At 71.6% G+C, this 21,522-nt stretch carries 19 protein-coding genes; 8 read left to right on the forward strand and 11 right to left on the reverse strand.

Annotation, left to right across the window (positions count from 1 at the left end; all coding sequences use genetic code 11):
• Positions 1–145 precede the first annotated feature (145 nt).
• From ACIQ7M_RS19635 to ACIQ7M_RS19645, 3 genes are all read right to left on the reverse strand, one after another.
• Entirely contained in the window at positions 146–604 is a 459-nt protein-coding gene (locus ACIQ7M_RS19635; protein WP_386985117.1) for an RrF2 family transcriptional regulator, read from the reverse strand.
• A gap of 46 nt (positions 605–650) precedes the next feature.
• Positions 651–1,895: an acyl-CoA dehydrogenase family protein gene (locus tag ACIQ7M_RS19640; RefSeq protein WP_403645766.1), complete on the reverse strand. Its 1,245-nt coding sequence runs from the start codon at positions 1,893–1,895 to the stop codon at positions 651–653.
• Between the two features lie 197 nt (positions 1,896–2,092).
• Positions 2,093–2,194 carry a putative leader peptide gene (locus tag ACIQ7M_RS19645; protein ID WP_403645769.1) on the reverse strand — a complete coding sequence of 34 codons (102 nt, stop codon included), beginning with the start codon at positions 2,192–2,194 and terminating at the stop codon, positions 2,093–2,095.
• A gap of 644 nt (positions 2,195–2,838) precedes the next feature.
• Between ACIQ7M_RS19645 and ACIQ7M_RS19650 the strand changes: the two genes are divergently transcribed.
• Together ACIQ7M_RS19650 and ACIQ7M_RS19655 are read left to right on the forward strand one after the other, a co-directional pair.
• A complete protein-coding gene (locus ACIQ7M_RS19650) occupies positions 2,839–3,285 on the forward strand; it encodes a GNAT family N-acetyltransferase (RefSeq protein ID WP_403645772.1) in 447 nt (148 codons plus the stop codon).
• Between the two features lie 51 nt (positions 3,286–3,336).
• Positions 3,337–3,834, forward strand: a complete 498-nt coding sequence (locus ACIQ7M_RS19655; protein ID WP_403645775.1) for a flavodoxin domain-containing protein — start codon at positions 3,337–3,339, stop codon at positions 3,832–3,834.
• A gap of 13 nt (positions 3,835–3,847) precedes the next feature.
• Here ACIQ7M_RS19655 and ACIQ7M_RS19660 read toward each other — a convergent pair whose 3' ends face one another.
• The 4 genes from ACIQ7M_RS19660 to ACIQ7M_RS19675 form a co-directional block, all read right to left on the reverse strand.
• The gene (locus ACIQ7M_RS19660) at positions 3,848–4,429 is read right to left on the reverse strand and encodes a hypothetical protein (protein WP_403645778.1); all 582 of its coding nucleotides are present in this window, start codon (positions 4,427–4,429) and stop codon (positions 3,848–3,850) included.
• Between the two features lie 231 nt (positions 4,430–4,660).
• On the reverse strand, positions 4,661–7,345 hold the full coding sequence (gene ppdK / locus ACIQ7M_RS19665) for a pyruvate, phosphate dikinase (protein ID WP_403645781.1): 2,685 nt from the start codon (positions 7,343–7,345) through the stop codon (positions 4,661–4,663).
• 433 nt (positions 7,346–7,778) lie between these two features.
• A complete protein-coding gene (locus tag ACIQ7M_RS19670; protein WP_403645784.1) occupies positions 7,779–8,768 on the reverse strand; it encodes an Acg family FMN-binding oxidoreductase in 990 nt (329 codons plus the stop codon).
• 558 nt (positions 8,769–9,326) lie between these two features.
• On the reverse strand, positions 9,327–10,256 hold the full coding sequence (locus ACIQ7M_RS19675) for a zinc-binding alcohol dehydrogenase family protein (RefSeq protein ID WP_403645787.1): 930 nt from the start codon (positions 10,254–10,256) through the stop codon (positions 9,327–9,329).
• Positions 10,257–10,366: 110 nt separating this feature from the next.
• On the opposite strand from ACIQ7M_RS19675, the gene ACIQ7M_RS19680 reads away from it, so the two are divergent.
• Both ACIQ7M_RS19680 and ACIQ7M_RS19685 read left to right on the forward strand, forming a co-directional pair.
• Positions 10,367–10,810, forward strand: a complete 444-nt coding sequence (locus tag ACIQ7M_RS19680; protein ID WP_403645790.1) for a MarR family winged helix-turn-helix transcriptional regulator — start codon at positions 10,367–10,369, stop codon at positions 10,808–10,810.
• An 84-nt stretch (positions 10,811–10,894) separates the two neighbouring features.
• The gene (locus ACIQ7M_RS19685; protein WP_403645793.1) at positions 10,895–11,653 is read left to right on the forward strand and encodes a hypothetical protein; all 759 of its coding nucleotides are present in this window, start codon (positions 10,895–10,897) and stop codon (positions 11,651–11,653) included.
• A 59-nt stretch (positions 11,654–11,712) separates the two neighbouring features.
• Here the strand turns inward: ACIQ7M_RS19685 and ACIQ7M_RS19690 are convergent, their stop codons facing one another.
• Entirely contained in the window at positions 11,713–13,248 is a 1,536-nt protein-coding gene (locus ACIQ7M_RS19690) for an MFS transporter (protein ID WP_403645796.1), read from the reverse strand.
• A complete protein-coding gene (locus tag ACIQ7M_RS19695; protein ID WP_403645798.1) occupies positions 13,245–14,459 on the reverse strand; it encodes a M20 family metallopeptidase in 1,215 nt (404 codons plus the stop codon). Before ACIQ7M_RS19695 ends, ACIQ7M_RS19690 begins: the two co-directional genes overlap by 4 nt.
• Positions 14,460–14,569: 110 nt before the next feature.
• Between ACIQ7M_RS19695 and ACIQ7M_RS19700 the strand changes: the two genes are divergently transcribed.
• On the forward strand, positions 14,570–15,673 hold the full coding sequence (locus ACIQ7M_RS19700) for an Lrp/AsnC family transcriptional regulator (protein ID WP_403645801.1): 1,104 nt from the start codon (positions 14,570–14,572) through the stop codon (positions 15,671–15,673).
• A 43-nt stretch (positions 15,674–15,716) separates the two neighbouring features.
• On the opposite strand, the gene ACIQ7M_RS19705 is transcribed toward ACIQ7M_RS19700, so the two are convergent.
• Both ACIQ7M_RS19705 and ACIQ7M_RS19710 read right to left on the reverse strand, forming a co-directional pair.
• Entirely contained in the window at positions 15,717–16,442 is a 726-nt protein-coding gene (locus ACIQ7M_RS19705) for a hypothetical protein (RefSeq protein WP_403645804.1), read from the reverse strand.
• A gap of 230 nt (positions 16,443–16,672) precedes the next feature.
• Positions 16,673–17,953 carry a cytochrome P450 gene (locus ACIQ7M_RS19710; RefSeq protein WP_403645807.1) on the reverse strand — a complete coding sequence of 427 codons (1,281 nt, stop codon included), beginning with the start codon at positions 17,951–17,953 and terminating at the stop codon, positions 16,673–16,675.
• Between the two features lie 425 nt (positions 17,954–18,378).
• Here ACIQ7M_RS19710 and ACIQ7M_RS19715 point away from each other — a divergent pair, with 425 nt between their 5' ends.
• From ACIQ7M_RS19715 to ACIQ7M_RS19725, 3 genes are all read left to right on the forward strand, one after another.
• Positions 18,379–18,654, forward strand: a complete 276-nt coding sequence (locus ACIQ7M_RS19715; RefSeq protein ID WP_386979083.1) for a hypothetical protein — start codon at positions 18,379–18,381, stop codon at positions 18,652–18,654.
• A gap of 105 nt (positions 18,655–18,759) precedes the next feature.
• Positions 18,760–19,956: a radical SAM protein gene (locus ACIQ7M_RS19720; protein WP_403645810.1), complete on the forward strand. Its 1,197-nt coding sequence runs from the start codon at positions 18,760–18,762 to the stop codon at positions 19,954–19,956.
• A complete protein-coding gene (locus ACIQ7M_RS19725; RefSeq protein ID WP_403645813.1) occupies positions 19,953–21,470 on the forward strand; it encodes an MFS transporter in 1,518 nt (505 codons plus the stop codon). Before ACIQ7M_RS19720 ends, ACIQ7M_RS19725 begins: the two co-directional genes overlap by 4 nt.
• Positions 21,471–21,522 lie beyond the last annotated feature (52 nt).

Here is a 21,522-nt window from a genome sequence, read left to right on the forward strand (position 1 = left end):
GTTGCGCCACTTGAGGAGAGCCCGGACACGTGGCTGACCTGGGGCTATCGGCATGCTGGGGTCACATGTGCCAGTGACCGGGGCCGTGGGGAAGCCCCCGTGCGCCGAGTGCGCCCACCCAGGAGAGTGATGGGGGTGCGCGACGTCAGGGGTTGGTCCAGGCCGCCGGCGTCTCGGTCAGCGCGCAGACTTCGGCGGGCAGTTGGGCCGATGCGACGTCGGCGAGCGAGACGCCTTCGAGGATCTCGCGCACGTTGGACCGCAGGGCGATCCACAGGGGGAGCAGCGACTGGGCGGGACCGGTGTAGGAGAGGTCCGGGGGGCGGACCCCGCGCACCGAGACGAGGGGGCCGTCCACGGCGCGTATGACATCCGCGATGGTGATGGCCCCGGCGGCTCTGGCCAGGCGGTAGCCGCCGTTGCCGCCGCGCTGACTGAGCACGAGACCACCGCGGCGCATGTCGTTCAGGATGCCTTCGAGGAATTTGTGCGGAATGTCCTGCGCCTCGGCGATCGCCTCGGCCTTCAACGGCCCCTCGTCCCGTGACGCGGCGAGTTGCAGCGCGGCCCGTACCGCGTAGTCCGCCCTGGCTGAAATCCGCATGTGCGCAGTATCCCGTACGACTCGGTTCGGTTTCACGCTCTCTCGTTCAGACGGGCAGGACGAAGGGAGGGTGCGCTCCGTTGAGGAAATAGTCCCCGACGTCACGGAGACGGTGACCGACCGGCTCGTACAGCGTGTGGGTGCGCGCGTTGCGCCAGAAGCGGTCGAATCCCAGCCGCGTGGACGCCGAGCGGGCGCCGATGACGTCGAGGGCGCGCGTGGTGGACTCCTGCGCGGCCCTGGAGGCGGCGGCTTCGGCCATGGCCACGAGCACGGAGATCTCCGCGTACTCGTCGTAGTTCAGGTCTTCGCCGCGTGCCAGTCCGACGGCTACGGCTTGCACCGCCTGCTCGGCGAGTGCCGCGGCGGAGCGGGTGAGTACGGTCAGTTCTCCGTGCAGGGTCAGCGTCCGCGGGTCCGGGGCGGAGCCGGCCGGCCAGGCGGGATGCCGGAGCCGGTGACCCGCCCTGCTGTACTCGCGTACTTCGGTGAGCACTCCCTCGGCGATGCCGAGAAGAAGCTGGACGGAGAGAAGGTGTCCGACCGGCGAGGTGAAGGCAGTCGGCGGCGACAGGACGTCCTCGTCCGCGGACAGGGATCCGAGTACGTTGGCGGCCGCGACCGGCACGGCGTGGAAGTCCACACTGCCGCCGGCCGCGAGCCGCTGCCCGAAGGCGTCCGAGTCGCCCTCGATCCGTACCCCGGGATGGGCGGGATCGACGACGACGGCGAAGGGCTCGCCGGTGTCGGTCCGCTCGCCTCGTACGGCCAGGCGGTCGGCGACCAGGACCCCCGTGGCGTAGCTCTGCCGGCCGTCCAGGACGAAGCCTCCGCCCTTCCTTGCCAGTCTGAGCGAGGGTTCCTGACGGGCGAAGCCGCCGCCCCAGAGATGAGGCTTCCTCGTGGAGCGCTGCACGGCTTCGGTGGCGCGGGCGGAGTCGGCGAAGGTCAGCGCGCTCCACGACAAGAAGTAGTGACAGCCCAGCAGTTGACCGATCGCGCCGTCGGCGGCGGAGATCTCCCGGACCACGGCGTAGGCCGTCGTCCAGTCCGTGCCACCTCCCCCGGCATCGGCCGGCACCAGCAGCGTCAGCAGTCCCGCCTCGCGCAGCCGGGACACCTCGTCGAAGGGGGTCTTGCCCGCCTGCTCCCTGGTCACCGCGTCCGTGGCCAGGTCATCGGCCGTCTCGCGTGCCGCGCGCAGCCAGTGCGCGTGGTCGGGTCCGCTGCGGTCGGGTGCGGTGCGGTCGGATACGGGGTCGGCTCCGGACAGTACGGTGGCAACGGCCATGGTGATGATTCCTCACATTCGGCGGCCAGGCGCCGTGTCGGGAGTCTTCTGCCGGTCGGGCACGCACGCGTGGCCCATGCGCCGGACGGTGACGATGCGGTGCCCGCTGGGCCCCGCCCGGCCTGGGGCGGCGGCAGCGCGGGATCACCGGGGAGCGAGAGACGGTTCGGCGGCACGCGCGACGGGTGCCGGGCGCCCTACGCGGTGCGACAGATGGCGCTGGCGACGCGACCGAAGTCGACGTGCCGGCGGCGAACCAGTCGCTGCTGCGTGGGGGGCATGTACATCATCCTGCGCATCCGTTGGACGTGCGGTCAATGGTTTCCTAGTAAATCGATAGGAAATAAGCGGGAGCGGTCCCACGGGTGGTGGAACGGCCCGATGGGTACCGGCCAGGGCCGGTCGTCCGGCATGCGGGCCGTAGTTGACGGGAAGTCGGCGGCTGGCGGATCACGCCGGGCGGGAAGCTGCGCCTGCCGGTGATCGGCGACCTGAAGGTGAAGTGGTCTCGGACGCTGCCGTGAGGTCGCCAACCGCCACGCCGAGCGAGCGACGCTCGTCATCGTGCTGCGCGGCTGACAGGACAACCAGGCGCACCGTTGAGGGCCCGCCGCGCCATGTCCTCCTGGACGCGTCCCACGACGCCTGGCTGCTGGTGGTCGGTGCCCGGAGCGATCCCGGACGCTTCGGCTTCGACTCGGCCGTGTCGTTCACGGAGTCCTGCGCCACGCCGCCTGCCCGGTCGCCGTGATTCCCGAGCCGGCGTGAGTCGGGACGGCGCGGCTGCATGACCGCTCCGGGCCCAGTCCGCTGAGCCGGCCGGGGGTGGGCCGGTCGGCGGGGGCGGCAGGGCCGACCGGCCCCGGGGCGGCCCGTGCAGCCCATGAACACCTTCCCCGCATCGGCGGACGATCGAGATACCGAAGTATGGAGGAGGCCCGGGATGACGGACGACCTGCGGACGGCCGCGTGGTCGGCCTCGCCGACTACGACACCGGTGGGGAGGACGGCGGCGCGACCGGGGAAGGCGGGGCCGCGAAAAGCGGCACCGCAGGGGCCGATGGCGCGGAGGGAGCAACCGGGTGGGGGGAGGGGCGCCGAGATCTCCATCGCCGTCGCCGACGGACTTCGCCACCGAGGCGTCGGCACCCTCCTCGTCGAGCATCTCGGCTCGGCCGCCCGGTCCGAGGGGATCGCCACCTTCACCGCCGACGCCCTCAGCGAGAACGGTACGGCCACGGAGGTGCTGGCCGATCACGCGGCCCGCCTCGCGCCGCTCATCGACCGGGACGTCCACGAACTGATCACCGCGCCGAGGTGCGCCCCGCTGCTGGGCACGAACGGCCGAGCACCGTACGGCGTGACCGAGGACCGGCTGCGCAGGCGGTGAGAGGCCGACCGTGAAATGTGCAACGCGGACCGTGAAAGGAGGCGGACCGTCATGGCCGAGACCGTGCTGGTCGCCTATGGAACGACGAACGGATCGACGGCGGAGATCGCCGAAACGGTCGCGGAAACCCTGCGGAAGGGCGGTTTGACCGCCCGGGCCCTTCCGGCCCGGTCGGTCACCAGCGTGGGGCCCTACGACGCCGTCGTGGTGGGCGGCGGACTCTACGCAGGACGCTGGCACAAGGACGCGCGGGGGTTCGTCCGCCGGCACCGCGCGGAGCTCGCGCACCGTCCGGTGTGGCTCTTCAGCAGCGGACCGCTCGACAGCTCCGCCGCCGACCGGGACATCCCGCCGGTGCGGGGCGTCCAGCGGACCATGTACAAGCTGGATGTCCAGGGCCACACCACCTTCGGCGGGTGCCTGAAGGAGGGCGCCAAGGGGCGCATCGCCAAGATGATCATCAGCTCCGGGAAGGGCGGAGACTTCAGGGACTTCGGCGTCATCGAGGAGTGGGCGAAGGACATCGCGGTCTGCCTGACCCGCGTGTAGTCACGCTCCCGCCTCAACCGGTCCTGTGCCCCCACTTCGGTTCCACCAGAAGCCATTCCCGGCCCCACGCGTCGTAACGGCGGCGGTCGAGCCGACGGCGGGCGACCGTGCCGGCACCGAACGTCAGGCAGCCGACGGCGGTCGCGGCGGCGGCACCCGCGACGCCCGACTCGATCGCCGCCTTCGTGGGCGGCGGGGGTGCGGGCGTGAGACGGCCGTGCCCGTCCTGCCAGATCCTCGCCTTCGACCCCGCCCTGCTTCCGGTGGGTACGGCGGCCGACCCGGTACGGGACGACCCGTCGGTCGCCGTCCAGCGCACCGCCGTCATGAGTCGGCCGGAGCTCGCGCCCGGCCCGGAGGCGGTCGCCGGGACGTCGTGCAGTATCACTGCGCCGACCGAGTGACGTTGGGTGCGTTGCCGCGCGAACGCGTCGTCCGCGGCCTGGGCGGTCACCAGCCCGGCGACCGTTCCGCCCAGGGCGAAGACCGTCCAGACGACCAGGACCATCCAGGCCTCGATGACGTCGTCGCGCCGCCGCAGCGGGTTGTCGCACCACCGCCACAGCCGCTTCTTCGCGTTCGTGCCGCGGGGCATCTCCCGGCACCTCCTCGGTCGTCTCCGGCACTTCCGACGGTGACAGCCGGGGCCGTCATGGGGCAGGGGCCGGACAGGTGTCGTCGCGGGGCCGCCCGGGACCGGGCCCAGGGCCGGGCGGCGGGCATCGAGGGCCGGACGGCCCAAGCCGAAAGCCTTGACGGACCGCCAGTTCGCCTGCGGCGGAGCCTGCGGCGGAGGCCGTACGACCCTACGGAACCGAACTGCCTCTCACTTGCTGTCGCTCGTCCGCGCCGACGCGAGTGTCGCGCGTCCGGCCTCCAGGCGCGCGACGGGAACGCGGAACGGTGAACACGACACGTAGTCCAGCCCGGCCGTGTGGAAGAAGTGCACGGACTCGGGGTCCCCGCCGTGCTCGCCGCAGACGCCGATCTTCAGCTCGGGGCGTGCGGCGCGGCCCTCGTCCACCGCGATACGGACCAGCCTGCCCACGCCGTCACGGTCGAGGGTCTCGAACGGCGAGGTGGCGAAGATGCCCTTGTCGAGGTAGGCGGAGAAGAACGCCGCCTCGACGTCGTCGCGTGAGAAGCCCCAGGTCGTCTGGGTGAGGTCGTTGGTGCCGAAGGAGAAGAACTCCGCCTCCTCGGCGATGCGGCCGGCCGTGAGCGCGGCACGCGGGAGCTCGATCATGGTGCCGACCGGGAGCCGTACGGGGATGCCGGACTCCTCGGAGACCTCGGCCAGTACGCGTTCCACTTCGGCGCGCTCGATGCGCAGTTCCTCGACGGCGCCCACCAGCGGCACCATGATCTCCGCCCTGGGCCGCCCTCCGGCCCGTGTGCGCTCCACGACCGCCTCGGCGATCGCGCGGACCTGCATGGCGACCAGCCCCGGGACGACCAGTCCCAGCCGCACCCCGCGCAGCCCGAGCATCGGGTTCTCCTCGTGCATACGGTTCACCGCGTCGAGCAGATCGGTGTCGTACGGGTCCGGCCGCTCGCCCCGGGCGTCGGCGGCGGCGATCCGCACCGCGAGTCCGGTCCGGTCGGGCAGGAACTCGTGCAGAGGCGGGTCGATGAGCCGGATGGTGACCGGCAGAGCGTCCATCGCCTCCAGGATGCCGGTGAAGTCCTGCCGCTGGAGGGGCAACAGCGCGGCCAGCGCCCTCTCGCGCTCGCGCTCTTCGCGGGCCAGGATCATCGCCTCGACCAGTTTGCGGCGCTCGCCGAGGAACATGTGCTCGGTGCGGCACAGGCCGATGCCCTGGGCGCCGAACCGCCGGGCGCGGGCCGCGTCCTCGGGGGTGTCGGCGTTCGCCCGGACCTCCAGGCGCCGCAGGCCGTCCGCCCGCTCCATGGCGCCTGCGACGGCCCCGACCAGTCCGTCGGACCGCTCGCCCGTCTCGAAGTACCGCATCACCGCGGAGTCGACCAGCGGGGCGGCACCCAGGTACACGGCACCTTCCGAACCGTCGACGGAGACGACCGTGCCCTCCTCGACGACGGTGTCCCGCACCGTGAACCGGCGCGCCGTGGTGTCCACGGTGATCTCCTCGGCCCCGCACACGCACACCGTGCCCATGCCGCGGGCGACGACGGCCGCGTGACTGGTCTTGCCGCCCCGGCTGGTCAGCACCGCCTGCGCGGCGATCATGCCGGGCAGATCGTCCGGGGTCGTCTCCTGGCGGACCAGGACGACCTTCTCGCCGGCCGCGGACCGTCGTACCGCCTCCGCGGAGTCGAACACGGCGGCGCCCACGGCCGCGCCCGGGGAGGCCGGCAGACCGTGCGCGAGGGCCTCGCCGACGGCCGAGGTGTCGAACCGGGGGAACATCAGCCGGGCGAGGCCTTCCCCGCTGACCCTGGCCAGTCCCTCGTCCGGGGTGATCAGGCCCTCCTCGGCGAGTTCCGTGGCGATGGCGAACGCGGCCTCCGCGGTGCGCTTGCCGACCCGGGTCTGCAGCATCCACAGCCGGCCGCGCTCGATCGTGAACTCGATGTCGCACAGATCCCGGTAGTGCGCCTCCAACGTGCGCATGTAGGAGCGGAGTTGTCCGTACGACGGCGGATCCAGCTCCGCGAGAGCCGTCAGCGGGACGGTGTTGCGGATGCCCGCCACGACGTCCTCGCCCTGAGCGTTCGCGAGGTAGTCGCCGTACAGGCCGGCCCGTCCCGTGGCGGGGTCCCGGGTGAAGGCGACGCCGCTGCCGGAGTCGGGACCGAGATTGCCGAAGACCATGGTCTGCACGGTGACCGCCGTGCCCAGGTCGTCGGGGATGTGCTCGCGGCGTCGGTAGATCCGGGCGCGCTCGCCGTTCCAGGACGCGAACACGGCGAGCACCGCCTGGCGGAGCTGTTCGGCGGGTGACTGCGGGAAGTACCCACCGGTCTCCTGGCGTACGAGACTCAGGTACGACTCGACGAGTCCGGCCAGGTCCACCGCCGTCAGGTCGAGGTCGCTCGCCGCGCCCCGGGTCCGCTTCAGGTCGTCCAGGACGCCTTCGAAGAGAGCGCTGTCGACGCCCATGACCGTGCCGCCGAACATCTGCACGAGGCGGCGATAGGAGTCCCAGGCGAAGCGCTCGTTGCCGGAGACCTTCGCCAGACCGAGGACGGACTCGTCGTTGAGTCCGACGTCGAGGATCGTCTCCATCATGCCGGGCATGGAGAAGCGCGCCCCGGAGCGCACCGACAGCAACAGCGGATCGTCCGGCTGCCCCAGCCGTCGTCCCGCCTCCTCCTCCAGGACCGTGAGCCGGTCGGAGATCTCCCGCATCAGACCGTCCGGCTCGCTGCCCGTGGCGAGGAAGGCCCGGCAGGCGTCCGTGGTCACGGTGAAGCCCGGCGGGACGGGCAGCCCCAGCCGGGTCATCTCGGCGAGGTTGGCTCCCTTGCCGCCCAGCAGGTCGGCCCGGTCGCGGCCGCCTTCCGCGAAGTCGTACACGTAGCGGACCATGTCGCCGGTCTCCTCTGTCGGATTTCGGGCTGGAGCATGTGTCCAGCCTCCGACCGGTTCGGACGGAGAGGCAGGTGCTGTCGAGCCCCTTCACAGGGCCGGTCGGCCCCCTTGGCGAGCGAGCTACTACCACCGTGGCACAGGACCGGCGCGGGCGGATGTCGGGCGATGCGGACGTGGAGGAACGCGGGTCCAGATCATGTCCCCGCGACGCGACACCGTCTCGTCGTCCGGGGTGGGAGAAACAGCCGGTCGGCTCGCGTTGCCGATGGGCCGATGGTCGCCACGGCCGGCGGAGGCGTTCCCGTCACCGGGGACCCCGACACCGGCCGCCGGTCGTGAGAACGTCTCGGAGGAGAGTCCGTCAGGTCCGTTCCTGCCCGCTCACAAGCTGTGACTCCGGCGAGTACGTCATGTGACTCCAGTGAGTACGTCAGAGGACGTCGAGTACGTCGGGCACCGCCCTCCGTGGGCTTGCCACGCCCTGCGGGCCGTAGCCGAGCCTGATCACCATCTGAACGTTCGCCATGGCGGAGGCGGGGTCGCGGACGGCCCACCGGATGTCCGGCCACTCCGTCGGCTGGGAGGTGAGGGAGGCGACCAGTCCGTCCGCGGTGGCCTGGAGCAGAACCCGCTCCAGTGCCTGACCGGCACACAGCCAGTCCCGGGGCCTGTCACCGGCCGTCCCGAGCAGGACGATGTTCGGGTTCTTCTCGAAGACCGCCCAGCCGCGCCCGGGCACCGGACGGCCGAGGGCGAAGTCCCGTACGGGGACCGATGTACCGCGCTGCAGCGGACCGAACGCCCCGCCGGGGACACCGTCCGCCGTCCCGGCGGCGGCCGACGGCTCCGGACGCGTCCAACGAAGTGTTTCCTCATGGACTTCCGGGGCGAGTGCTTCCGTGGCCTCGGCGTCCTGGACCAACTCGAGGATCGACCGCACATGCCAGGGATCGGGGAAGAACAGTTCCGCGCCTTCGAGAAGGGCCGCCTCGGACAGCCGTTCTCTCGTGGCCACGGGGACTTCCTCGTCGCGGAAGGGGAAGCGGCTGGAGTGACGGCGCTGGATCGCGGGGGCCAGCCGGGCGAGTGCGCCGTCGGGTGGTCCCGTGCCGAACAGACGCACTTCGGCGAGCAGCCTCTCGTCGGCGGGGTCGGGCAGCATCCGGACGTCCGGAGCCCACCCGCGCGCCGCGGCGGCCACGCGCAGGTTGAGCAACGCGGCACCGCACCCCATGTGCAGGCCTCGGTTCTCCGGATCGGTGTGCGGGAGCGCGCGCTCCAGGTCGGCGTACAGCCGAAGGACGCCCGTGTCCCGCAGGAATCGGAACGCCCAGGGCTGCGCGTTGTGCAGCGAGGGCGCGGTGGTGGCCTCCGCTACGAGTGCCTTGACGGTGTTCGCATCAAGAGGTTCTGCGTTCACGGTGCTTTCCTTCCGCGCGACTCCTCGTTCCGCCCCCTCGACCTCTGCGGGCGTGGACACGGCCCGCGCGTTCCCGCGGTGGCGGTAGGGCGGAGAAGTTCCGTCCGCTGATTCCATGGAAGGCTTCCGCGGCGTCGATCCGGCAGGGGCCATTGGTCCCCGAAGAGTGCCCGGCCGACCCTCATGCGGCCATCGGCCATGCCCTCTCTTGCTCGACGGTTCTCCGTGAGAGTCTGTGAGACCTCCTGCTCTACGGGTCTCCGTGAAACGAGTTCGCCCACGAGCGCGGCCACCCGCGCCACCTCGATGAGGAAGCCGTCGTGGCCGTGAGCGGATTCGATCCGCCGGAGATCGTCCGCGGTGGAGATACCGGCCGACAGCACCGCCTGCTGCGCCGGTCGGCTCCCCACTCCGCGGTCGCCCGATGACCGGTACCGGGTCGCGGGGGGTGCAGACGTGAGTCACATAGGGAGCGACAGCGAACGCCGCACCACGGTCGGCACCACAGGGGATCGGTTGTCCGGCATTCCATCATGATCCATGCGGCAGTGCACTCCCCTAGCGTTCCGGCACCAGGACGACCTTTCCGAGGTTGCGGCGGGACTCGATGATCTCGTGGGCACGCGCTGCTTCCGCGAGGGGGATCTCGGCGAATACGTGGGTGCGCAGCGTGCCGTCGCGGTGGAGTTCCCACAGTTCGTCGCGCCGGCGCGCGTACAGTGCGGGCTCGCCCCGGGCGAGGGCCGCCATCTGGAAGCCGATGACCGACGCACTCCGGACCAGTAGCTCGTACGCGTCGATCGTGCCGCCGCCTGAACTGAAGGCGACCAGGCGGCCGCCGGGGGTCAGTGCGCGGACCGCCGGGCCGAGCAGTTCCCCGCCGACCCCGTCGAGCACGATGTCGACCGGATCGCCCCAGGACGCGTCCCCGTAGAGCACGACCTCGTCGGCGCCGAGGGCGCGAACGAACTCCGCCTTGTCCGCGCTGCTGACGGCGGCGACCACGCGAGAGGCCGATCCCGCCTTGGCGCACTGCAAGGCAAGGGTGCCGACCGCGCTGGCCGCCGCGGTGACCAGGACGCTGTCACCAGAGGCGGGGCGACCGGCCTCGTAGGCGCCGCGCGCCACCAGGCCGCTGCGGACCAGGGCCACGGCATCCACGGCCGTCGCCCACGCGGGTAAGCGCGAGGCCATCGTGTGGTGGATGAGAGCCAGTTCGGCATAGGCGTGGGAGAAGCAGAGACCGGTGACGCGGTCGCCCTCGGAGAAGTCGGTGACGCCCTCACCGACCGCGACGACGGTGCCTGCCACCTCGCCGCCGAGCGGACCGGGCTCGGCGCCCTCGCGCACCTTTCGCACGCCGGGCAACGTGACTCCGATCGCCTCGCCGAGGACGAGCAGCTCACCCGTGCCGGGCTCTGGAACGGGCGCCTCCTCGATGAAGAGAACCTCTGGGCCGCCGTTGATTTCATAGCGGACACGACGCATGGACACCTCCAGGAGTGACGCGGGACGCGGAATCGTTGGAATCTCCAACGGATGGTCAGCCTAGAGTCCTGTCGTTGGGAAGTCCAACGAATTGTGGATAGTGTGCCTCCATGACTCGCACTGAACACTCGGGAGCCCTCGCGCACATCCAGTCCCTGCCGAGCTGGCTGGTCGGCCGGGTGGCGGCGCGCGGCCGGAGCCTGGTCGCCGAGGCGATCGCCGCGGAAGGGCTGAAGCTGCCGCATCACGCCGTGCTCGCGGCCGTGTCCGAGTACGGGCCCGTCGCCCAGGCGGATCTGGTGCGCCGCCTGGGCTTCGACGCGAAGGACGTGGTCCTCCTGCTGAACCACCTGGAGGAAGTCGGGTTGGCTCGGCGCGAACCCGATCCGAGGGACCGCCGCAAGAACGCGGTGACGGTGACGTCGGCGGGCATGGGGACCCTGGAGCGGTGCGCGGAGCTGGCGGAGCGAGCCAACGCCGAACTGCTGGAGCCGCTCAGCGCTGCGGAGCGCCGACAGTTGATGGAACTTCTGACGCGGGTGCACGAGGCATAGGTCCCACTTGGCGTTTGACGCTCCTCTGCCAAATCCGTGGTGCAGACTGCTTGTTGAGGCGGAGACGAGGGCGGGAGGTCGATCGTGGGGCAGGACCTGACGGTCAACCTCGTGGCCTCGCTGCTGGCGTTCGCCGCCGGCTGGCTGGGCCGTGCCCTCGTGCACTACTACCGGACGAAGGTCCCGGCCGCGCGTGTGTGGCGGCTGGACCGCGGCCGACGCGTGATGGTGGTCGTGGGGGAGTCCAGTCGGGCGTCGTCCGCGTATCCGAAGCTCCATGAGGCCGATGCCCTCGCCGCCATGAATCTGCGGCAGTTCCTCTCCCAGGATCTGCGGCTGCACGAGGCCGTGACGGTCAGGGCCAGGGCGTTCGCCATGGCATCGGACGCGGAGGAGAACCTGGTCGTGATCGGCGGGCCGGCGCACAACGGCGTCTGGCAGTTGATGGCCGACCGGCTCAACGCCCCCTACTCCTTCCGGCAGTTCTCCGACGACTACCGCATCGTGGGTACGGAAGACGGCGAGGAGTACGGGGAGTCGGAGAGCGGCGCGACGACACGCGTGGACCACGCGATCGTCCTGCTGGCACGCAACCCCTTCGCGGCCGGAAGCCGCCTCGTCATGATCGCGGGCTGCGACACCCTGGCGACGTCGGGGGCGACCCAGCTCTTCGCCCGCGCCGAGATCCGCAAGCTGGCGAAGGCGTACGACACGAGGTCACCTCTGGCGCTCGTCGTGCGCGTCGAGAGCGTCGGCGGATATGTGCGCCCTCCCGAGGTGGTGGCCGCCACCAACTTCTCCCAGTCTTCGGCTGCTCGTTCCGACCCCGCCCCGCGATCCTGACACGCACATGGCCCCCGTCCCCGACCGAACGGCCCGCAGGCACCCGCTCCACTGCCAGGTCATCCGGTCGGCGTCCCAGGGGCGCCGGCCGATCCCCGACGAGGTACCGCGGGCGTTGACCGCCGGCCCGCCCGTCCCGGACGGGCGAGTCTCAGTGCCGAGAATTTCCCGCCGCCGCGGCCGTGCCCGGCCACCGCGGCGATCGCGCCGAGCCCGCACACGGCGCACAGCAGCCAGACCGCCGTGTATCCGCCCTCGTACGGCGTGGTCCCGTCCGGCCTCGTGTGTGATGCCAGCAGAGAGGCGACGGCGCCGCCCGAGACCGCTCCTCCGACGGTCTTCACGTTGTTGTAGAGAGCCGAGGCGACGCCGGTGTGCTCCGGGTCCGTTGCCTCCACGATGACGGTGGGCATGGCACCCAGCGCCGCCCCGATACCGGCGCCGCAGACCGCCACGGCGGCCGCCATCTCTCCGACGTTGTCGTGCAGACAGCCCAAGGCGAGGAAGCCGGCCGCCATGAGACCGAAGGCGGTCATGAGAGTGCCCCGGTAGCCCAGGTGCCGGGTGATCAGGGCGGTGCAGCCGGAGGTGATCAGCGCCGCGACGGCCCCGGGCAGACTGACCAGCGAGATGTCCAGCGCGGTGAGCCCGAAACCGTAGCCGTCCGTCGCGGGATCGGCTGCCAGGAAGGTCGCGTTGGGCGACTGGCTGCCGAAGTACATGACGCCGAAGAGGAACGAGACCAGATAGAGCCGGGCCACACCACGGCCCTTCATGGCCCTGAGGTCCACCAGCGGCGCCGCGCACCGCAGTTCTGTACGCACCCACGCGCAGATCAGGACGGCGAAGAGGACGAGCGGGAGGAGAACTCCCGCCGACAGCCAGCCGTCGTGGTCCACACGGGAGACACCGCCGAGCAGAGAGAGCAGCGAGAGGCCGAGCAGAGCGGCGCCCGGCCAGTCGGGCCGGCCGACGGCCCTCGGCACGCTCTCCGGGATGAAGAGGAAGCTCACCGGCACACACAGCAGCGCGAAGAACGCCGGGACGAGCAGGACGAGTTGGATGCTGTGCACGGCCTTCGCCGCCGCGCCCATGACCACGGCGCCCAGTAGGCTGCCCAGCGTCAGCGCGCCCACCAGCCTCGCGATGGCCCGCCGCGCCTGCTCGACCGGGAGTCGGTCGCGGACCAGAGCGATCTCGAGCGGGAGGAGCGCCACGAGCGCGCCCTGGAAGACCCGCCCGAGCAGGAGGACCGGGAAGTCGGGGGCGAGCGCGACCAGCAGGGTGCCGGCGGCCACCGCGGCGACGGCGACACGCAGCATCCGGCGGTGCCCGTACAGGTCGCCGAGGCGGCCGAAGACCGGCACCATCACTGCCCCGGCGAGAAGCTGGACCGACACGATCCAGTTCAGCGTTGAGTCACCGATCCCGTGGTGTTCGCCCAGTTCGGGCAGGAGCGGGGTGATCCCCGTCTGGAGGAACCCGCTCATCAGCTCGAAAAGGACGAGCAGTCCCACGACGGCGGTGACGGAGGCGGGTGCGCCCGGGTCCTGTCCGAGGCGGGCTTCCTCCGGCGAGGGAGAGGTCTGTGTCATGCGGACAGGCCCCCTGCCGTGTGGCGGTCGAGGGCGCGCACGGCGAGTGTGGCGAGGAGCAGTGCCTGGTCAGGCAGAACCCGGTCGTCGTACACCGCCTGCGGGGAGTGGTTGACGGGCGCGGTCGAGGGGTCGCGGTCGGGCGGGCACGCGCCCACCGCGAGGAAGGCGCCGGGCACAGCGTCGAGCACGAACGAGAAGTCCTCGGACCCGGAGACCGGACGGGGTGTCTCGAACACTCGCCGCGGGCCGAAGAGGCCGAGCGCCGTCTCCAGGGCGAAGGCCGCCTGGTCCGCGGAGTTGACGGTGGCCGGGTACTGACGGGTGTAGTCGAGCCGCACGTCCACACCGTGGGCCCGCGCGATGCCCTGGAGGGTGCGCTCGACCATGGCCTGGACCTGGTCGCGGGTCTGCTCGGAGTAGGTGCGCACGGTCGCCCCGAGTTCGGCCGTGTCGGGGATCACGTTGCGGGCGGTGCCCGCGTGGAAGGTGCCCACGGTGATCACTGCCGGGTCCTGGACGTCGATCTCGCGTGCGATCCGGGTCTGCAGGGCGGTCACCATCTCGGCGGCGGCGGCCACGGGATCCCGGGTCAGGTGCGGCATCGAACCGTGTCCTCCCCGGCCGATCACGGTGACGTCGAAGGCGTCGCTGGCGGCCAGCAGGGTGCCGGGGCGGGTGGTGACGGTGCCCATGGGGACCTGGGTCGAGAAGACGTGCAGGCCGTAGGCGGCCACGACCCGTTGGCCGGCCGCGTCCAGCACTCCCTCCTCGACCATGATGCGGGCGCCGCCGTCGCCCTCCTCACCGGGCTGGAACATGAACACCACGTCCCCGGCGAGCTCCTCGCGGTGAGCGGCGAGGAGCGTCGCCGCGCCCACCAGGCCCGCCGTGTGCAGATCGTGGCCGCAGGCGTGCATCAGACCGGGGTTCTCGGAGGCGTACGGCAGCCCGGTGTCCTCGTGGACCGGCAGAGCGTCCATGTCGCCGCGCAGGAGTACGGCGGGACCCGGCCTGCCGCCCCGCAGGACGGCCGTGACCGAGGACAGATCCGTGCCCAGGGTGATCTCCAGGGGAAGCCCCTGCAGGGCCGCGAGGACCTTCTCCTGGGTACGCGGCAGGTGCAGGCCGATCTCGGGATCACGGTGGAGCCGACGGCGGAGGTCGGTGAGGTCGTCGAGGAGGGCGGCGGCGTCTGAGTGCTGGAACATGGCCGGTATCGTGCGAGGGCGGACACGTACCGGCCTCGGAACGACGGCATCGGGCATTCGTTCATGATCATTTGCAGATATCCGCCGCCGTACGGGAAGGAAGCGCGGACATGCTGGACGAGCTGGACTATCTCCTGATCACGGCCCTCCAGCACGCGCCCCGGGCCGACTGGCGGCGGATCGGCGCGGCACTGGACGTGGACGCGACCACGGCCGCCCGGCGCTGGGCCCGGCTGACCGAGTCCGGCCTCGCCTGGCTCGGCTGTCACCCCAGTCCCGCGCTCATCGGCGAACTGATCGTGGCGTTCATCGAGGTCGACTGCGTGTCGGGGAAACTCCACCAGGTGTGCGAGCGGATCCTGGACGACCCTCCGCTCTTCAACATCGAGCACACGACCGGGGCGCGGGACCTGCTGCTCACCGCCGTCTTCCGCTCACAGGCCCAGCTCGCCCGCTACGTGGGCTTTCGGCTGAGCGGGCTCGACGGGATCGCCGCGACGCGCACCCAACTGGCCACGGCCCTCCACACGGAGGGCAGCCGCTGGCGACTGGACCGGCTGGCCGAGGAACGCCGGGGCATGCTGCGCGCGGACCGCGACCGGCCGACGCGGGGTGCGCTCCTGAACCAGTCCGATCTGGACCTGATCCTGTTGCTCTCGCAGGACTGCCGCCAGAGCGTCGCTGGGCTGGCCGAGCGCAGCGGACTGAGCCCGACGACGGTCCGGCGGAGGCTCGACCGGCTGGACGCGGCCAGGGCCATCTCGTACCGCTGCGAGGCCGCCCGTTCCGTCTCCGGCTGGCCGGTGAGCGCCACGCTGTGGGGGATCGCCCCCGCCGCCGAGACCGCCAGGATCACTGCCCAGCTCTCGGGGATGCGGGAAACCCGCCTGTGCGCGACGCTGTCGGGCCCGCACAACCTCATGGTCACGGCGTGGCTGCGCTCCATGGGGGACGTCCACTCGTTCGAGGCGGCGCTGGCGCAGCGGTTCCCCGAACTCACCATCGCGGACCGGGCCATGACGCTCTGGCAGCTCAAGCACGCCGGTGAGGTACTGGATCCGGAGGGGCGCCGTCTGCGAACGGTGCCGTTCTCGGACACGTGGGACGACCAGGAGGCGGGCGCCGCGGAGAGAGACCTGCTGAACCGGATGCGCGGCCCCGCCCCCACTCCGGTCCGCCCGGTCCGAGGCGCCCGCTCCACCACCCGCCCGTAGGCGGTGAGTTGGTCACGAACACGGAGCGAGGCGGGTGGTGAGGCTACCCATCGATCGGCGGCCATTGCGTGAGTGCGTAACCCCTGTACGCACCTTGCGTGGTGCAGCGCTCCCCCCGTGGCGCCCGCCAGGCGTACAGCCCCTCGGAGGCCAGGACGCCGAAGACGCACGAGTGGGTGGAGCCGACAGTGAAGACCACGATGTCGTTTCTGGCGGTGATCGACCGGCGCGCGCCGGAGGGGACGTCGGCCTCGCGCAGAGCGGCTTCGACGGCCGCTGTGGCGGAGGGGGAGTTCGCCACCGCCGACGAGCCGTGCCGCATGATGCGCGTAGCGAGACGCGTCGTGTCGTCCTGCGAGGGGAGACCGTCGGACGGTGCCGGGAAGTCTTTCGGGCAGTCCACGGCCCTGTGCTCGATCGTGTACACGTATCCCTGCCATGAGAACTCGTAACAGACCAGGACCTTGGTCGACTCATCGGCGTCGAAGCTGAACTTCGGGGCGGAGCTGCCTGGTACGGACATCAGGACATCGAAGTCGCGGCGTTCGCCGCTGGTATGGGATCGGACGTCGATCAATGTGCCGCCGAAGCGGTCCGCCACGCGATCGAGGACGGGCTCACTGCTTCGGCTGAATCCCCCCGGGGGCGAGCTGAAGTTGGCTTGCAACGCGTCCTCCAGCGTCGCCGCCCGACGGCCGGCGTCAGCCCGTGCGTGGCCGGTGTTCTCGGGGTCGTGCAAGGGGCTGATCCAGTAGAGGCCGAAGACCACGCTCGCCACCACGGCCAGACAGCCCACGCCTCGACCACGCCGTCCACGACCCGTACCGGTTCTCGTCACCGGTTCAGTGTGGTGTCGGCGACGGTCACTGTCCTGAGTAGGAATACTCACGTACGTGGCATCGCCGCCGAAGCGAGGGCACACCCCAGGGGGTTTCGCGGACGCCTCACGGGGCTGCTGCCCGTGGCTTCGGGCGAATGCCGGCCGGGCTTCGCCGCTCTTCAGGCTCGGCTGCCCGGCTGGACAGGCAGCGCCGCCAGTCGGCGGTGCAAATAGCCGCCGCCCCAGGTCAGTTCGTTCAGAGGCACTGCCGGGTCCAGTCGGCTCCAGCGGCCCAGGACCGCCGTCAGGGCCACCGTGAGTTCAAGGCGGGCCAGTGCCGATCCGGGGCAGTAGTGCGGACCGAGGCCGAAGGACAGGTGGCGTGCGGCGGTACCGCGGTCCGGGTCCAGCGTGCCGGGGTCGGCGTGGCAGCGTGGGTCGTGGTTGGCCGCCGCCACGGACAGCAGGACACCGCTGCCCGCCGGAATGACCGTGTCCCCGAACCGGACGTCCTCCAGCGCCACCCTCTTGGTGCTGAAAGGGCCCGGGGTGTCCCAGCGCAACAACTCGTCCACCGCGCGCGGAATCCTCGACGGCTCGTCCCGCAAGGACTCCTGTACGTCGTGGTGGCCGAGCAGCGCCACCACGCTCATGCCGATCGCCTGAACCGTGCTGTCGAAGCCGGCCAGGAACAGCATCGCCAGGAGGGAGGCGACCTCGTCCTCGGTCGCGCCGCCCTGTTGGCGCCACGCGACCAGGACGCGGGAGACGACATCGTCCCCCGGAGAAGCCGTGCGGCGGCCCATCTCCCCCCGGACGAACACGTCGATCCGGGCCACGCTCTCCTCGACGGCCCGGGCGGAGCACCCCGCCTTGTCCGCGAGGAGCGCCACCGGCTCGTACAGAGAGGCCCGCTCCTCCTCGCGCACCTCGAAGACCTCGCACAGCGACCGGAAGGCGAACGGGCGCGCGAAGGCGTCCATCAGTTCGACCGGTCCCTGCCCCCGCGCCGCGTCCGCCGCGTCGAGGAATTCGACGGCGTTGAGCTCGATGCGTTCGCGGTGGACGGCCATGCGCGCCGGGGTGAGCGCCGGCGTCGCCAGACGGCGGATCCGCGTGTGGTCCGGCGGGTCGTAGTTCACCAGCGTCACGTCCAGGGCGCGTCGGGGTATCCCCGGGTCGGGGACATGGCCGCCGCTCAAGGAGAGCCGGGGGTCGAGGAATCCGGCCCGCACGTCCTCGGCACGCGTCACCAGCCAGGCCGGCCGTCCGGCGGGCGTCCTGATCCGGGCGACAGGACAGGTCTCCCGGATCTCCGCCAGCGTCTCCTCCGGACGGGCCAGGAACCCGGCCCCCAGCGGCTCCGGCAGCCGCTGCCCTCGTGCCGGTGCCGGTGCCGGTGCCGGTGCCGGTGCCGGTGGGGCGGACGGCGCGGCCGTGGCAGCGGGCTCGGTGTCCATACGGAGGCGTCCTCTCGCGGTCGCGGAGTGTGCGGCGGTCAGCGTAGGAACGGCCGGTTGCCCGCCGGTTGGCACCCGGTGGGATTCCGGTATGTGGCCGGTCACGACCCGCGTTGCTGCCGGAGGCACTGATGAGCTTCGGCCGCCCCGCCCCATATCTGTGAGCGACGCTCCGGTGAGCCTCGGCCACCCCGCCGTACTCGTGTGCGTGACGCGTTGATGTGCCTCGGCTCCCTCGCCGTAGTCCAGCGAGCGAGGCCTCGATATGCCACGGCCGCCACAGACCGCCCCCACACCCCCACCAGGCATTTCACCACGGCCCAACCGTCCATGAACCGGTGCCGAACCCCCTGCTCCTAGCTTCCTGCCGGTCGGCGAACCGCTGCCGTCCGTCGTCCCGAACGCCCGTCGTATGGAGGACCATCATGGCCGAGAACGTCGAGCCCAACGAGGAGACCACCGAGACCCCCGCGGAGGAGACTCCCGAGGTCGTCGCGCACGCCGCGTCGAACGTCGCCTGGTGCGGGGTGCACCAGGAGTCCGCCGTCGACGAGCCCGAAGTGGTCGCGCACGCCGCGTCGAACGTCGCCTGGTGCGGCGTCCACCAGGAGACCGCCGCCGACGAGCCCGAGGTGATCGCCCACTCCGAGGAGGGCGAGGACACCCCCTGGTGCGGCGTCCACCAGGAGCACAACGCCTGATCGGCTCACCACCGGCGCGGTCCTCCCGGTCGCGGTGGCGCCTGACGCCACCGCGACCGGGCCCGCGCCCGCCCTCCAACTCCCGCCCTCGCTCCGGAGGTTGCCGTGCCCGGTACGCAGTCCGTCGCCGTCCCCGCCGCCGGGGCCCGTCTGATCCAGGCCGGCAGGGGGTGGTGGTTCCTGGGCGCCGGCGGATACGCGCTGATGCGCCCCGGCCAGGTGGAGGCCGACGGCACCCTGCGGCCTTCCGCCGAACGCCATCTCCGCGAGGCGGGACTGTACGACGTAAAGCCCTACAACGCGTACTCGCTGACCGTACTGACCAGCACGGACTGCAACCTCGGCTGCGGCTACTGCTTCCAGAACACCGCGCAGGACCCCAAGGGAGGAAGCCGGCCGCCGCGCATCCAGCACGCCCGGCTGACCCCCGAAGCCGTCGGACAGGTCCTGGACTTCACCCGTGAGCGCATGGCCGCGGCCGGCATGGACAAACTGGCGCTGCTGCTGTTCGGCGGCGAGCCACTGCTCAATCCGCGAGGCTGCCGCGATCTGCTCACCAGGGCAGCCGAGTTGGGCACCCTCACCGCTTCGATGACGTCCAACGGCACCCTGCTCACACCGCTGATCGCCAAGGAACTCAACGCGGCGGGCCTCGGCTCCGTGCAGGTCACCTTCGACGGCGACCGCGCCGACCACGACGCCATCCGGGTACGCCGTTCCGGAGGCGGCACCTTCGACGTCATCGTGTCCAACATCGCGCGCGCCATCGAGAAGACCTCCCTGCGCTGGATGCTGCGCGTCAACGTCTCCCACCTGAACCGCCACGGCGTGGACGACCTGGTCGAACGCCTCGGCGCCCACCTCGATCCCGCACGCTGCGGCATCCACTTCGCCCGCGTCGGCGACGTCGGAGTCGGCTACGCCAACAACCTGATGCACGAGAACGGCCTCGTCGACGACTTCGTCCGCTGGCACGCCCGCGCGCTGGAACTCGGCTTCACGGTGGCCCGCCCGCGCGCCCATGTCCCCTGCCAGGCCTGCTCCTTCGCCGACGGCCGCTACGGCGCGGTCGTCAACGCCGACGGAGTGCTCGCCAGTTGCTGGGAGACCGCGGGCAAGCCCGGCATGGAGGTCGGCACCATCGCCGACGGCTACCTCGACGCCGAGCAGACCGAAGGCCGCTGGGTGAGCTGCCACGACCACTACCAGTACGACGAGGAGGCGGCCGTCCGCGCCGTCTTCCAGGACCGGGTCGACGCCGGAGTGCTGGACAGCCTCCACGCCGTCGGGCGGCTGGGATGAAGGGCGCCGGCATCCTACGGACCAACGCCGACTTCCGCCGCTACTGGCTCAGTACGACGCTGTCCACCCTCGGCTCACAACTGTCTTTGCTCGCCTTCCCGTTGCTCGTCCTCTCCATCGGCGGCAGCGCGGCACAAGCCGGTACGGTCGCGACCTTCTCCCTGGTGACCCGGACCCTGCTGCGCCTGCCCGCGGGCCAGCTCGCCGACCGGCTCGACCGACGGAAGATCATGGTCGGGACCGACCTGCTCCGGCTCGTGGCGCTGGCCAGCATTCCCCTCGCGTCGGCACTGGGGGACCTCGGGCAGGCAAACCTCCTCGGCGTCGCCGTGGTCGAGGGCGCGGCCACCGCGCTCTTCGCGCCGGCCGCCACGATCGCCGTCCGCGACGTGGTCCCGGAGAAGGACCTCACCGACGCGCTGAGCCGCAGCCAGGCCGCCGTCGCGACGAGCTCGCTCCTCGGCCCGTTCCTCGGCGGCTGGCTGTACACGATGGACCCGATGCTGCCGTTCGCCGCCGACGCCGTTTCCTATGGTGTGTCCGCCGTTCTGCTGCTGCGGATCGCCACCAAACCCCCGCGCCCGGTCGCCGCCACCGAACGCGACGACCGGCTCACGGCCGGGCTCCGGTGGCTGACGCGCCAACGGACGCTCCTGGCCGCGCTGTTGTTCGCCGCGGGCATCAACGTCGTATCCGCGGCGGCCCAGACGACCATGGTCGTCTCCCTGCGGCAGAGCGGCGCCGGCGGGACGGCGATCGGAGCGGTGATGGGCTGCGCGGGCATCGGGGCCATGCTGGGCGCCGCCGCGGCCCCACGGCTGATCAAGAGGATCCCCGCCGCCCGGCTGTTCCTGCTCATCGGCATGGTCTGGGCGATCGGCCTCGCCGTCTTCTCCACGACCACGCACCCCTGGACGATCGGCCCCGTGCTGGTCGTGGTCGTCTTCTTCAGCCCGCCGGCCGGCATCGTCGTGGGCCGCGCCATGCTGGTGCTCGCACCACGGGACCTGCTCGGCAGGGTCAGTACCGCGACCGGACTGGTGATGGCCGGTCTCGCCTCCCTCGGACCGCTTCTCGCGGGCTCCTTCGTGGACTCGCTGGGGGCGAGCCACACCTGGCTGGCGCTCGCCGGCACCGCGGCCGTCGTCACGGTGGTGTCCTCGGTGCCCCTGCTGCGCGAGACGAGCCTCGACGCCGTGACGGGCGACGCGAAGCAGACCGACCCCGACGGTGTCGCGGGGGACGGGAGCAAGACGGGGCTCGACGCCGTCGCGGACGATACGAAGGCCACCGGCGGTCCCGCCGATCTCCTGGAGGTGCCCGACTTCGCGGATGCCGCGGCTCCCGCCGGTTTCCCGGACGCTCCGGCTCTCGCAGGCGTAGGCGCAGGCGCGGGCCACGCCGAGCGGCCGGCGGTCGAGGCGCACGGCGAACCGATCGCTCCAGGCGACCCCGAGCCCCAGGACCCGTCACCGGCGTCCCCCGCACAACGCCCGGACCCCGACCGCACCTGAGCCGCGCGCCCCGCCCACACGCTACCGACGTGATCCGTCCCCCTGGAGCGCC

Source organism: Streptomyces sp. NPDC096324, from assembly GCF_044763015.1.
Classification (GTDB): domain Bacteria; phylum Actinomycetota; class Actinomycetes; order Streptomycetales; family Streptomycetaceae; genus Streptomyces.